The organism is Edaphobacter sp., from assembly GCF_028283685.1.
Classification (GTDB): domain Bacteria; phylum Acidobacteriota; class Terriglobia; order Terriglobales; family Acidobacteriaceae; genus Edaphobacter.
Map to the genome: position 1 here is coordinate 481,408 of NZ_JAPWKF010000001.1, position 12,599 is coordinate 494,006.

Annotated in this window: 14 protein-coding genes and 2 tRNA genes; 9 read left to right on the top strand and 7 right to left on the bottom strand. The window is 57.6% G+C overall.

What is annotated here, in order from left to right:
* The first annotated feature begins 6 nt into the window (after positions 1 to 6).
* The 7 genes from PW789_RS01970 (at position 7) to PW789_RS02000 (ending at position 4,745) form a co-directional block, all read left to right on the top strand.
* The gene (locus tag PW789_RS01970; RefSeq protein ID WP_299370696.1) at positions 7 to 600 is read left to right on the top strand and encodes a hypothetical protein; all 594 of its coding nucleotides are present in this window, start codon (positions 7 to 9) and stop codon (positions 598 to 600) included.
* 57 nt (positions 601 to 657) lie between these two features.
* Positions 658 to 1,557: a phosphoribosylaminoimidazolesuccinocarboxamide synthase gene (locus tag PW789_RS01975; RefSeq protein ID WP_299370698.1), complete on the top strand. Its 900-nt coding sequence runs from the start codon at positions 658 to 660 to the stop codon at positions 1,555 to 1,557.
* 9 nt (positions 1,558 to 1,566) lie between these two features.
* Positions 1,567 to 2,103, top strand: coding sequence for a CvpA family protein (locus tag PW789_RS01980; RefSeq protein ID WP_299370700.1), 537 nt, complete (start codon positions 1,567 to 1,569; stop codon positions 2,101 to 2,103).
* A gap of 55 nt (positions 2,104 to 2,158) precedes the next feature.
* Positions 2,159 to 2,449 carry a helix-turn-helix domain-containing protein gene (locus tag PW789_RS01985; RefSeq protein WP_299370702.1) on the top strand — a complete coding sequence of 97 codons (291 nt, stop codon included), beginning with the start codon at positions 2,159 to 2,161 and terminating at the stop codon, positions 2,447 to 2,449.
* A 256-nt stretch (positions 2,450 to 2,705) separates the two neighbouring features.
* The gene (locus tag PW789_RS01990) at positions 2,706 to 4,445 is read left to right on the top strand and encodes a hypothetical protein (protein WP_299370704.1); all 1,740 of its coding nucleotides are present in this window, start codon (positions 2,706 to 2,708) and stop codon (positions 4,443 to 4,445) included.
* A gap of 85 nt (positions 4,446 to 4,530) precedes the next feature.
* Positions 4,531 to 4,605, top strand: a tRNA-Gly gene (locus tag PW789_RS01995).
* A gap of 65 nt (positions 4,606 to 4,670) precedes the next feature.
* A tRNA-Cys gene (locus PW789_RS02000) sits at positions 4,671 to 4,745 on the top strand.
* Positions 4,746 to 4,998: 253 nt separating this feature from the next.
* Here PW789_RS02000 and thiS read toward each other — a convergent pair.
* Together thiS and thiD are read right to left on the bottom strand one after the other, a co-directional pair.
* On the bottom strand, positions 4,999 to 5,217 hold the full coding sequence (gene thiS / locus PW789_RS02005; protein ID WP_299370706.1) for a sulfur carrier protein ThiS: 219 nt from the start codon (positions 5,215 to 5,217) through the stop codon (positions 4,999 to 5,001).
* Positions 5,218 to 5,394: 177 nt separating this feature from the next.
* Entirely contained in the window at positions 5,395 to 6,195 is an 801-nt protein-coding gene (thiD, locus tag PW789_RS02010) for a bifunctional hydroxymethylpyrimidine kinase/phosphomethylpyrimidine kinase (RefSeq protein ID WP_299370708.1), read from the bottom strand.
* A 267-nt stretch (positions 6,196 to 6,462) separates the two neighbouring features.
* On the opposite strand from thiD, the gene PW789_RS02015 reads away from it, so the two are divergent.
* Positions 6,463 to 6,987 (top strand): septal ring lytic transglycosylase RlpA family protein, encoded by a 525-nt coding sequence (locus PW789_RS02015; protein ID WP_299370709.1) that lies wholly within the window; start codon positions 6,463 to 6,465, stop codon positions 6,985 to 6,987.
* 101 nt (positions 6,988 to 7,088) lie between these two features.
* Positions 7,089 to 7,817, top strand: a complete 729-nt coding sequence (gene pyrF / locus PW789_RS02020) for an orotidine-5'-phosphate decarboxylase (protein ID WP_299370711.1) — start codon at positions 7,089 to 7,091, stop codon at positions 7,815 to 7,817.
* Here the strand turns inward: pyrF and PW789_RS02025 are convergent.
* The 5 genes from PW789_RS02025 to PW789_RS02045 form a co-directional block, all read right to left on the bottom strand.
* The gene (locus PW789_RS02025; RefSeq protein WP_299370713.1) at positions 7,814 to 8,725 is read right to left on the bottom strand and encodes a dimethylarginine dimethylaminohydrolase family protein; all 912 of its coding nucleotides are present in this window, start codon (positions 8,723 to 8,725) and stop codon (positions 7,814 to 7,816) included. The genes pyrF and PW789_RS02025 overlap by 4 nt on opposite strands.
* Before the next feature lie 180 nt (positions 8,726 to 8,905).
* Positions 8,906 to 9,085, bottom strand: a complete 180-nt coding sequence (locus tag PW789_RS02030; RefSeq protein WP_020713649.1) for a hypothetical protein — start codon at positions 9,083 to 9,085, stop codon at positions 8,906 to 8,908.
* 213 nt (positions 9,086 to 9,298) lie between these two features.
* A complete protein-coding gene (locus tag PW789_RS02035; RefSeq protein ID WP_299370718.1) occupies positions 9,299 to 10,495 on the bottom strand; it encodes a hypothetical protein in 1,197 nt (398 codons plus the stop codon).
* An 89-nt stretch (positions 10,496 to 10,584) separates the two neighbouring features.
* Positions 10,585 to 11,634 carry a CPBP family intramembrane glutamic endopeptidase gene (locus tag PW789_RS02040; protein ID WP_299370720.1) on the bottom strand — a complete coding sequence of 350 codons (1,050 nt, stop codon included), beginning with the start codon at positions 11,632 to 11,634 and terminating at the stop codon, positions 10,585 to 10,587.
* A gap of 29 nt (positions 11,635 to 11,663) precedes the next feature.
* A complete protein-coding gene (locus tag PW789_RS02045; protein ID WP_299370722.1) occupies positions 11,664 to 12,551 on the bottom strand; it encodes an acetyl-CoA carboxylase carboxyltransferase subunit alpha in 888 nt (295 codons plus the stop codon).
* Between the last annotated feature and the right edge of the window lie 48 nt (positions 12,552 to 12,599).

A 12,599-nucleotide genomic window follows, 5' to 3' on the forward strand; every position in this document is an offset into this window, starting at 1 on the left:
CTGACAGTGACCATCGCGGCCAGCATTCTAAGGTTCTTCTGGTTTCGTATGCCCCTTTGGGCTGAGAGAATTCTCCTGGCAACGGCAGTCTCTGCCACTCTCGTGCGGCTCTTCTTTTTCGTATCGCATTGGGGCACAGTTTCGTTGCGTTTCAACGCGGCGTTTTGCTGGGTAGCGGTCATCGGCTATGAACTGATGCTGGTTCGCTTCAGCCTTATGAGGCCTCGCTGGCTGACATGCATCTGCGCGGTGATCCTCTTCCTGCCGATGTTTGCTTCAGCCCTGCTTGTTCCATTGACAGCCATTTTCGACACGGAACAACCTGATCTCAAGCAGATCGGAAAGAACTACCTGCTTCTGGTCAATCCCTGGGATGAGCAGTTGGACGGTCATACGGGACATGACCTCATCGTGATGTATCAGCCATCATGGGCTCCGTTTCTCCAGCACGGAGTACAGCGCGCCTCTTTCAGCGACGATCAGTGCCGCTCCCAGGAGACACAGGTAACGGTCGATCGCGCAAAGAAGCAGGTGAGTTTTCACTGTCCGGGCCTTCATGGTGAGCGGGATGCCATCGCCATGACGTTGCCGATCAAGTAATCCCTACAGCCTGGCGATCGAACCCGATGCGCAGTATGGAGAATGGTACCGTCATAGATGATGCAAAACGCACTGCTTGAGACCCGTCTTGGAGGCCTGTCGCCGATCGCTCGCGGCAAGGTCCGCGATATCTATTCGCTTGGCGATCACGAACTGCTGTTTGTCGCGACGGACCGCATCTCTGCGTTCGATCACGTCCTGGCGACCGGTGTTCCCGACAAGGGACGCATCTTGACGCAGCTATCGCTGTTTTGGTTCGACTTTCTCAAGGACACGGTAAAGAATCATGTCCTTACCGCCGACCCATCGCAGTTCCCTGCCGAGTTGCAACCGCATCTCGACCAGCTTGCAGGACGCAGCATGGTGGTCCGACGGGCACAGATGTTTCCCGTGGAGTGTGTCGTGCGCGCCTACCTTTCGGGCTCCGGCTGGAAGGACTACCAGGCGACGGGCGCCGTGTGCGGTATCAAGTTGCCAGCAGGCCTCAAGGAGTCAGACCGTCTTCCAGAGCCGATCTTTACGCCTGCAGCGAAGATCAACACCGGCGGGCACGATGAAAACATCTCGTTTGAGACAGTGATCGAGACGGTCGGCCTGGAGCATGCCAATGCGTTGCGCCAGTTGACGCTGGACATCTTCGAAAAGGCCTCGCGACACGCCGAGAGCCGCGGGCTGATCCTCGCGGATACGAAGTTCGAGTTCGGCCTGATCGACGGAGAGATTGTCCTGGCCGACGAGGTGCTGACACCGGACTCTTCGCGATACTGGCCAAAGGATGGCTACGCACCGGGCGGCCCGCAGCCATCGTTCGATAAGCAGTATGTGCGCGATTACCTGGAGTCTATCCGTTGGAACAAGCAGGCACCCGCGCCCGCGCTCCCGGACGATGTCGTGGCTCGCACGCGGGAAAAATATCTTGAGGCGTTCCGTCTGATCTCGGGACGAGAGACCCTCTAGAAACCCGTGATGACACCCTTCGACTGGCTGATGGTCGTGGTTCTGGCCTACTCCACGGTGCAGGCATTTATGCGCGGCCTTGTCCGGGAGATCTTCTCGCTTTGCGGATTGATCGCCGGTGTCCTGCTGGCAAGCTGGAACTATGGTCGATTAGTTCCTTTTTTGGGGAATCTGATCCATAACCCCGCCTTTGCGAGTGCCGCAGCATTCCTGATTATTGCGATCGTTGTCATGATTCTGGCGGCGATTGCAGGTCGCCTGGTACATGCAACTGCTCACGCGATTGGACTTGGATTCTTCAACCGCCTGGGGGGCGCGGCATTTGGCTTTCTGCGCGGCTGTCTGATCGGTGTCGCGATTCTGATGGCGATCAGTGCGTTCCTTCCCGAGCTGGGCTGGGTGAAAAATTCCCGGCTTGCTCCCTATTTCCTTGAAGGAGCACATGCGGTATCCTTCGTTGTACCTCAAGACCTTGAGCAACGCATCCTGACCGGCGCAACGCTAATTAAGCACAACACTGCCGATTGGATCAAACTGCACCCTTAGGGTCACAATGAGGAAGACGTCGCAAAAAGAAGACGACCTGTAAGGAGCAAACCCCTTGAAGCGCGAATTGGACATGCTTGTAGTTCAGATGCACAGTGCCGGAGTTTCTTATGCTGAAGCCGTTCGTCAGTTCAAACGGCGTTACATTCTGGAAGTTCTCGCGCAGCACAAGGGCAATCAGTGCAAGGCCGCCGAAGATCTCGGCATGCACCGCAACACGTTGAGCCGCACCCTTGCAGAGCTCGACATGGATACCACTCAGATTCGTCTCGGCATGCGCCGCCCCCCTGCCAGTGAGCGGCCGCGCCTGGAGAGCATTACCCGCGGGGTTGTCGGAAGCCGATAGCCACTCCGCTCCGTCTAAACTGCAGTTCATGACGTTTGGCAATCCACATCGTGCAGCCATGCTGCGACAACTTGTTGTTGCTGCAACATGCATTGTTGTGCCCATGCTGCCATCGACTGCATTTTCGCAACAGGCTGAAAGTGCAGGGACAAGCCAGTCTTCCCCGACTCCGTCAACCCCTGATTCCTCTAAAAAAACTCTGAGTTCGAAGGCGCTGCGGGAGGCCGATGACGCGTATCTGGCAGGAGCACGCCTGTTGGACCATGGCGACCTGAAGGGCGCGGAAGAAAAATTTACCCGTGCAGTGAACCTCAACCCAGAAGACAGCGACTACCTCAAAGCCGCAGCCGTTGCCCGTGAGCATCGAGTTACGCAACTGGTTCAACAGGCGGGTAAGGCACGCATGATGGGTCAGCAGCAGGAGTCGAGCAAGCTTCTGGCAGAGGCCCAGGCCCTCGATCCTAACAATCGGTTCGTCGCACAACACATGGATCCCTCTTCCGCAGAGAGTGCCTTCCATACGCAGATAGAATCTGTCGCCGATACGCCTGCCGGCCAGTGGTCGCGCAGCACGATGAGAATCGCCGGCCCCATCGCCCTCGATCCGAAAACGGGGAAACAGAGCTTTCTCGTGGAGGCCGATTCCCGCCAGACGATCCGCCAGGTTCTCTCCCGCTACGGCATCACGGCATACTTCGATGACTCCCTGGAGAGCAAGCACCTCCGCTTCAATCTCGAAGACGCGACCTATGAACAGGCGACGGGGGTTCTTTACGAGATGTCCACGGCTCTGGCTGTCCCGCTCGATGCCCATAGCGTTTTAATCGTCAAGGACGACGCTGATAACCGGCAGAAGTTCGAACGCCTGCTCGAAGAGACTATTTACCTGCCCGGCAAGACCGTCGAAGAGATGAATGAACTTGGGACGCTAATCCGCAGTGTGTTCGATGTCAAACAAACGGCCATACAGACGACCTCAGGCTCTCTGGTGCTGCGTGCTCCAGAAGATACACTCACGGCGATCAACCTGACGCTGGCGGATATGATGGACGGCAATCCCGAGGTTGTGCTGGATATGAGGCTATACAGCATCGATCGGACGTATCAGAAAAATATCGGGACACAGCTGCCGCAACAGATCGGGGTGTACAACGTCAGCACCGAGGCGAACAGCATTGTCTCCTCGAACCAGTCGATTGTGGATGAGGCCATCGCAAATGGCCTGATTCCAGCTGGCTCCAGCAACACCATCATCGCTCTGGCACTTATTGCTTCAGGTCTGGTTTCGAATAGTTTGGTCACCAATACGATCGGCTTCTTCGGTGGCGGCATGACCATGTCAGGCATCAGCGCCAATGTTCAGACCACGTTCAATCTTTCGCTGAACTCCAGCGATACGCAGGCTGTCGACAACCTGCTGCTTCGCGTGAGCGATCGTCAGTCAGGAGAGTTTCGCTCCGGAACAAAATATCCGATTACCACCTCGACCTATTCCACCCCCGTCTCCTCCACCGCCTCCGCGCTGGCAGGAACGACGATCAATGGCGTGAGCGTCTCGCAGCTGCTGGGAACGTCGAGCGCGCTGACGATTCCCCAGATCCAGTACGAAGACCTTGGACTGTTGGTAAAGGCCACGCCGACGGTTGAGCGCTCCGGCCTGGTGCGCATGAAACTGGAGCTGAAGATCGAGGCGCTCACTGGAAGCACGCTGAACAACATCCCGATCCTTGCCAACCGCTCGTATACCTCCGATGTCACGGTCAAAGATGGCGAGACGACAATGATCGGCAGCTCGATGAGCAAGACAGAAGCAGCAGCGCTCAGCGGATGGCCACTCCTGAGCGAACTACCAGGCTTTCAAAGCACGACCGGTTATAAGACCACGGAGACGGACTCAAGTGAGCTTATTCTTCTTATTACGCCGCACATCGTCCGTCATCGCTCGAGTGAGTCAGCTGGTCCTCGCATTGCCTATAACCAGCGCCTCCCGAATTAAATGCCAAGCTCCCCAGACACAGTAACTTCCACAGGCAGATGGTTTGACCGAAGGGAGACTGATCTATATACTTATTTTTGTGAGAGCGGGAGTAGCTCAGTGGTAGAGTGCTTCCTTGCCAAGGAAGATGTCGCCGGTTCGACCCCGGTCTCCCGCTCCAAATTTGTCCCTGCCTGCGTTACACTTCACCTATACAATTTGCAGGGCTTATTGATAGCCCACCGAGGCGCGGTACCCAAGTGGTAAGGGAGAGGTCTGCAAAACCTTTATGCGTCGGTTCGATCCCGACCCGCGCCTCCAAATTCTCCTCCAAGTTCACATGATCTTCCCTCCTCTGCTCGTTTCGAGCGATGCCGCAGGAGGGATTTTCTCGTCCTGTTCCGCGACTCGAAGGCGATCGCGGAACGCCTGCAGCAACTGCCGACGATCCGGAGCTCCCGCAAAGAATGATCGAGGCTCTACTGCAGGGATACAACACATCGGAGGATGGGTTGATTATGGCGATCGCCGAGAAAAGATCAGGCAAGAGGTAGCTGGCAGAGCCTGATTACGCTTAACAGCCACCACCGACAAAATGCACCATCTCGACGCGGTCCCCTTCGATCAGGGAGACCTGCGCCCATGTGGTACGTGGAACGATCTCACCGTTACGCTCGATGGCGACGCGATCGGATTTGAGCCCCAGCTCCTGGACGAGAGCATCGACGCTGGGAGACTCGCCGAGAGATTCAAAGCTGCGGGACTGTCCATTGAGCACAATGTTGATGGGCATCTTTAAAGCCTAGCAGGTCATCCGCTATAGCCATACGGAGCGAGAGGCGAGTCACTTCTTTTTGTAAGCATTCATCCAGTCATCAAAGATCTCGCGGCTGAGACACCGGAGTAGATCCTGGCTTCATGCTCAAGCAATGTAATGAGGAGCGCATGGGAGGCCGTCTGGAACGAAGGATCAGCGCTGCACCCATAAATGGTTGAGCGGGCCGCGGCCATGACCGATGGGATTGGCCTCTCGGATGGCTCCAGCGACGTAGTGCTTGGCTTGTGTTGCCGCCGCCAGCGGATCATCCCCAAGAAGCAGGCGGCTGAGCAACGCGCTTGAAAGAGCACAGCCGGTTCCGTGAGTCGACCTGCTCTCGATCATCTCCCCGGGAATCCAATGGGCTTGCGAAGAAGCGGAAGGCAGCACCAGGTCGTCGGGCTGAGGCAGATGGCCTCCTGTGGCCAGTACGTTGAGCTGCGGCCAGCGTATCTGCAACGCGCTCGCTGCGGGCTCAACCTCTGCGCGTGAAGTAACAGGAAGCCCAGTGAGAAGGCTCAACTCGTCCAGGTTCGGGGTGATCCAGCCAACCAGGGGGAGAAGGCGGTCTCGCAGCAGAATGAGTCCCTCCGCAGAGAGCAGTTCCCTGCCGGAGCTGGAGCGCAGAACCGGGTCGAGGACAATTGGAGTGCCGGGACGCTCGGCGGAAAGCCGTTCAAGATAGTCCGCCAGGGTGGCGACGATCTCTGCAGTGTCGAGCATGCCGATCTTTACGCCATCCGGAGGAAGATCCTCGTGCAAGCAATCGAGGGTATCTCTCAGAAGTTCGGCTGGGACAGGCTGACTAGCGCGGACTCCCAACGTCGACTGCACCGTGAGACTCGTAATGGCAGAGGTCCCAAAGTGTCCGTGAGCGGCAAAGACCATCAGGTCGGCGGTGATGCCGGCTCCTGAAGAGGGGTCAAAGCCGGCAATCGTCAAAGCAGTCTTCATAAGGCGAAATTCATCGTCGACAGCCGGAAAATGGCCGAAGGAGCCTTTTTTTGAACTTTTTGAAAAATTAGCAGGTTTGGAAAAAAATGTCGTAAAAAGCCGATTTTTGGCCAATACTCGCCCAAAACAGACCGAATATCGGCATCACACTCAGTGATTACCTTTAGCACAGAAGGCGGGGTGCGGGCAAGCCAATTTACCCCTTAACCTAAGCAGCTGATTGACTTAGCCGTTTTGAAACGGGACAATTAAGGAATGAACGATGCCATGAAGATAATTCCTGTGAAGAGAGACGGAACCGTCTCCACCAAACTTGGAGTTGCCGTCGTGACACTGCTTGTGGCGCTTGGAGTCACAGCTTCGGCAAGCGATGCTTCGCCGTCACAGATGCAGAGCCAGAATACTCCCCAAAGCAGCAAGCCACGCAAGTGGTACCAGGTCGGCGAAGCCTCCTGGTACGGCAAGTACTTTCAGGGCAAGAAGACCGCAAACGGCGAAGAGTTCGACATGAACAAGCTGACCTGCGCTCACCGCAGCCTTCCCCTGAACACCTGGATCAAAGTCACGAATCTGAAGAACCGCCGCTCTATCTTTGTCCGCGTCAACGACCGTGGCCCGATGCCGGAAGACCGCATCGTGGATTTATCGTACGCCGCCGCAAAGGCGCTACATATCACCGGATTGGGTAAGGTCAAGCTCGAGACGTTACGTCCGAATGATTCGGACATGATGCGTCAGCTGATCGCCCAGGTTCGTATGCCGATCCTGGCTGATACCGGCACCGGGATGTAATCTCCGCAGTTCCCTTCCACAACACCCTGTTTAGCGTGGAGGAGCGGGCAATTCAGTCCCCTCCACGCTAAACTGAACAGGTGACGACTCCACTTAGCAGCTTGGCGAAGACAGATGCCATCATCTCGGCGCGAGACAGGATTGCCGTTGCGCTCGACGTGCCGGGAAGCCGTGAGGCACTCGACCTGGCAGACAGGCTGGGAGATGCCTGCAGCTGGCTGAAGGTCGGTATGGAGCTGTACTACGCCTCAGGCAACAGCCTCATTGCAGAACTTCGTTCTCGCGGATTTCGCGTATTTCTCGATCTGAAGCTGCACGATATTCCTAATACCGTGGCGGGAGCGGTTCGCTCCGTGAGCCAGACCGGAGCCGAACTACTCACCGTTCATGCCTGCGGCGGTCCAGCCATGTTGGAGGCTGCGGCTAAGGCTGCTGAGACGCCCGGAGCTCCACGCCTGCTGGCCGTGACCGTGCTCACCAGCATGGATGCACATGAGCTGAATGCAGCCGGTGTTCCCGGCCTCCCCGGGCCACAGGTCGTCCGGCTGGCAACGTTAGCCAAAGATTCAGGTATTGACGGAATGGTCTGCTCTCCCGAGGAGGTCTCAGCAGTCCGCGAGGCCACCGGACCGGATTCGATCCTTGTGGTACCGGGAATTCGCCCCAAGGGATATCCCACTGACGATCAGCGTCGCATCGCTACGGCAGGCGAGACGATTTCACGGGGAGCTTCCATCCTGGTAGTGGGGAGACCGATCACACGCGCCGCCGATCCAGCAGCTGCGGCACGTGCCATCGTCGATGAGATTGCTTCTGCTGAATTGGCCTAGGGCCTGGGCTGCCCCAACCCGGCGGTGATGCGTGAGTCGCTGAGACGCAGCGTAAGGGACTTGGCAGACCCGCCTCCGCAGATAAATTCACTCAGGTTCAGTTCGTGCACGGCATAGCCGCGCTCAGTCAGCTTTGCCGCAACTCCCGTGCCTGTGGCTCCAAGAATGATGTGCCGACCGACGTTGATCAGATTGCAGGCAAACTGGGTCGCCTCGGACTCCGTCACCGCGATCCTCTTCTCCGGAGAGTAAGCAGCCTCAATCTTTGCGCGGGACGGTGCATCGAAGGCCGACGGGAAGTAGAGCAGCTCGCCGCCTGACAGCGGGGCAAAGCAGATATCGAGGTGGTAAAAGCGCGGATCGACCAGGTGAAGTGAGGTGACCGGCGTGTGCCAGGCATCAGCAACGTGCCGGTGGCTCTGGCGGCAGGTCCGAACGCCATGAGCGGCCCAAAGGTGATCGCCGTTCGCGTTGAACAGGGCATCCCCCTCACCCTCGAAAGCGGTCTCGCGTGGGGTCTCCCACACGAGGAATCCTGCGTTCTGCAGCCAATGGCGGAGCGGTTGCTCCTCGGACTGACGCTGCGGATGGGCGAAGCTGGAGAGTGCTGCGACGCCGTGCTGCACGAGTGCAGCGTGTGCGACGAACACCATGTCCGGCATGCCGGGCTGCCCATGAACGAGGCGCACGTCTGCGATCTGCTGGAGGTGGTGGTGCAGATTCTTCCACTGCGCGTATGCCTTGTCGCGTGACGGACGATGCAGATTGCCTGCCATCCATGGATTGATGACGTAGTTGACGTCATACCACTCAGGCGGGCACATCAGAAAAGTCGGGCGATCAAAGTGAGGAAGAGAGGAGAACGAGGAGGAGGTGCGGCTTGGGGTGGCGGTACTAATAGAACTCATAAAAACTTCTATTCCCTGCTTTCCGGACTAAAGTCTGCTCTCCTGGTAAGACGATCGTCAAGTAACGCCGGGTTGGAATCTATACAACTTTGGTTCATGCCGGTATGAGGTTCTGAAGTTATCCCCATGCAAAAAGAGCCCCTTACGGGGCTCTTTTTTAGAAGGATACTACGTTGGTTTTTAGAGCTTCTCGAAGAAGTCGCAAGCCGAGCAGGAGATGTAAACTCCGCCGGGGGTTCCGCGCTCGCGATCTTTGACGCGCTTGACGATACGCGTGGGCTTGGAGCACTTCGGGCAGTCCGTGCTCTTGTTTGTATCCATGACCTTCTTACGGTCGCCGGTCTTGGCAATCTTCGCCATAATGCTTGATCTCCCTGTTACGAATGTTTCAGCCCGCGCAAGGATGGCTGACGCTCAATCCGCGGCCGCAGTGTTGGGGACGCGAGAGATCGTAGACATCCGGGAACTTCTCAGGATTTTTCCGGGACTGGCCTCGGCAGGAATCAGAGGAGAAGAACTGCGGTTGTAGCTCGATACCATTCTACAACGGAGCCGACGTTAAGGCTATGGGGCCTATTGCGTGCGGGGAACCTGTCCCGGCTGCGCCGGCACTCCCTGGGTTGATGCTGACGGAATAGGTGCAGCAGTCTGCTGGGTCTGCGGCGCGTCCGTGTCAGCGGGCGATCCCGGAGCCGCGGGAATGGGCTGACTATCGGCTTTGCGGGAGGCAGAATCCTCTGCGGGATACTGCACTTTCCTCTGGGCATTGGCGGGATCCTTGGCCTCACCTGGCAGACGCAGGCTGGGAGGTGAGGTCGAGGCCGTCGTGTCTTCTCCTTCTTTACCGGGCTGGCGGTCTCCCATCGCAATCTCGCGTGTATTAGTCGGAGTCTCTGAGCCATCAAGTTCGTTCTTGTCGTGAATCTCAAGGGGTTTGCCCATGGCTGCAATCTCTACAACGGAGACGTGATCGCCAACGAAACGGATAAACTTCACCGTCTGCGGGACGTGGCCGTATATCCACTCCTCATACCGTGCGCCGTTGAGGTCGCCGCTCTGCTGCTCTCGAATTTTGTTCTCGGGGGCTCCAAGCGAGGCAAGTACCATTCGGTGGTTCATACCAACCAAAACCTCATGCGCGGCAATGGCGTCGCGAAGCCGGGGAGGAAGTGTGTCGGCATAGGCCTGGTCACTGGATTTGACGCCAAAATCAATTACCGGCTCGAGTAGTGCTTTCACCTCGGGACCGGAGATCTCAGGCACACCGTCAGGAAAAACCAGCGTGACGCGAGACCCTGTCGCCTGCTCTCCAGTATTCCCGGCGACCGGAGCATTGCCGAACTGAACATGGCTGAGAAAACGATGTTTCGCATAAGGACCGCCGTTCAGATCAACGACGATCTTATCCCCTTTGATATCCAGCGCGGTTACGACGACTCTGTCGCCTGCCGCAGCGGACTGCCCTTTCTGATAGATCATCTGCCTGTATTTGTCAGGCTCCGGCAGCAGGTTGCCGTTCGCCTGTAGCGTAATGACGCCGATGGGAAGCGCTCGATGCGCAAACCCCTGTTCAGCGTTCAGGCTGCGAACCAGATCACGCCGGCCGCGCTCAGTCATCTTGCCTGTGGGAAGAGGAATGTCCGTCGGCTTGAACGCCGTTGTGATGTCAGCTGTCGCGGTCTTTTCGCCCACAACAAAGACCTGCGCCCGGAGTGCTGGGAGACAGATCGTCAGGCATCCTGCCAGGAGAACCCATCTGTGCGTGCGCATCGCCATGGGAGCACCTCAGATACAGACAAGCTTGCGCCTCCTCTTCCCTTTTGACAAGTGGGTTGAGCAAAGGCAAGCAGGGCGCTGAATCAGATGGGCTTCGGGGGGGGAGGAGGAGAATCCTCGACCGAACGCCCCTGGGGAGTATTGGGCATGATCTGTACCAGCGCGGAGGCTTTGGCCTGTGCGGACTGCTCCATCGCCGTATGCGCTGCGGGAGGGGCGACGTCCATGGGGAAACCTCCGGGAACGATCTCCGAGTGGGTATAGTCCCATGCCCAGGTACGGGTGACACGGATCATCACGACTAATCCGATAACCAGCGCGACAAGCGTAATCCAGGCCGCCTCAGGCCCGTAATAGCGGCCAGTGAGCCAACGGCTGCCGACAGCCACCGTCTGGATGATGGAGCTGTAATCCGTCGAACCCGAGACGGGCAGGCCGAAGACGACCCCCATGCCGAATATCCATCCAAATCGCATTCCCCAGGAGAGCCAGAGGCCATGCGTCCGATGCCACGCGATGGAAAAGACGATCGCCGTACAAAAGGCAATGATGATTCCGGAACGCGGTGTCCTGGTCTCAATCGTCTTCATCAGAGCGAAGATCAGAGCCATTCCGAAGGTTCCGGCGATCGGCCCAACGGCCTCCATTAACCGCTGGTAAGGATAGCCACGATAGACCATCTCCTGCGCCAGCGAGACGAGAGCGGCTGAGATGAGTCCCAGAAGAAGGACAGGGACGGCGCGAGGCTGGAACCATACGCTAATGTGCAGATCACCGGCCAACGTCATGGGCAGAACAGACAGGACGACCATGCCCCATCCCAGAGCCATGCCCACAAGCCACTCCCGGCCACTCGACGCGCGCCTGGGCAAACCCAGGCTCAAACCGGGGGGTGAAGGACGTCGTCCGATCACATCCAGAACCGTGAAGCCTACAGCCAGCAGGAAGATTAAAAATAACGACGAGAGGATCGGCGTTAGCCAATCGGCGTTAAAGCGATTGCTGATTCCGGTAGCGGAGCTAACGGAGAGCACATGGGATGAGACCGACCATGCCAATGCAGCGCAAAAAAGCGCGAGATGGAAGGCTCTTCCCGTTCGCTGCTGCGGGGTCTTCGATTCTAGGGAAGACAACGTCGAATACTCCGTCGTAGTTCGTGGGCTCAGGCGCCAGTTGCCGTTGCAGGAACCGCGGCGTCGCTGGTGTAGAACTGGGCGATGTTACGGAATTTAAGATATCGTTCTTCCAGCATCTGTTCGATGGAGATGGAACGCAGGTTCGAAAGATGCTGGCGAAGGCTGTTACCGACGAGGGCGAAGGCTGCAGATGGATCGTTCTGGCTGCCGCCGTCGGGTTCGCCGATGACTTCATCGACACAGCCGAGGCGCAGCACGTCGGGTGCTCCGTACTTCAAGGCGGCCGCGGCCTGCTCCTTCCGGTTGGCGTCCTTCCACATAATGGACGCGCATGCCTCGGGAGAGATCACCGAGTAGATCGCATTTTCGAGCATCAGGACGCGATCCGCCACGGCAAGAGCTAACGCGCCTCCCGATCCGCCCTCTCCGGTAATCGTTGCGATCGTCGGAACACGAAGCCGTGACATCTCGATGAGATTCCGGGCGATCGCTTCGCCCTGGCCACGTTCTTCCGCACCGATTCCGGGATAGGCACCTGCAAGATCGATGAAGGTAAAGATCGGTCGTCCAAACTTTTCGGCTATCTTCATCGCACGCAAAGCCTTGCGGTAGCCCTCTGGATCAGGCGAGCCGAACTTCCTTGCCACACGCTCCTTGAGCGTACGGCCCTTGAGGTTGCCGATGACCATGACGGGCTCACCATGAAACCATGCCATGCCACAGGACATTGCCTGATCGTCGCCATAGGCTCGATCACCGTGAATTTCTGTGAAATCCGTAAAGATCGACTCGATGAAGTCCATGGGATATGGGCGCTGCGGATGCCGTGCCAACTCCGTCTTCCGCCAGGCTTCCGGCTTGTGCGCCCCTGCGGATAGAGTAGAACCGGCTTTGTTCGTCTGGTGTTCTGCCATATCGAAAGTAAATTAACCCGACTTCGATTGTACCGTTCGCTGCCTTTC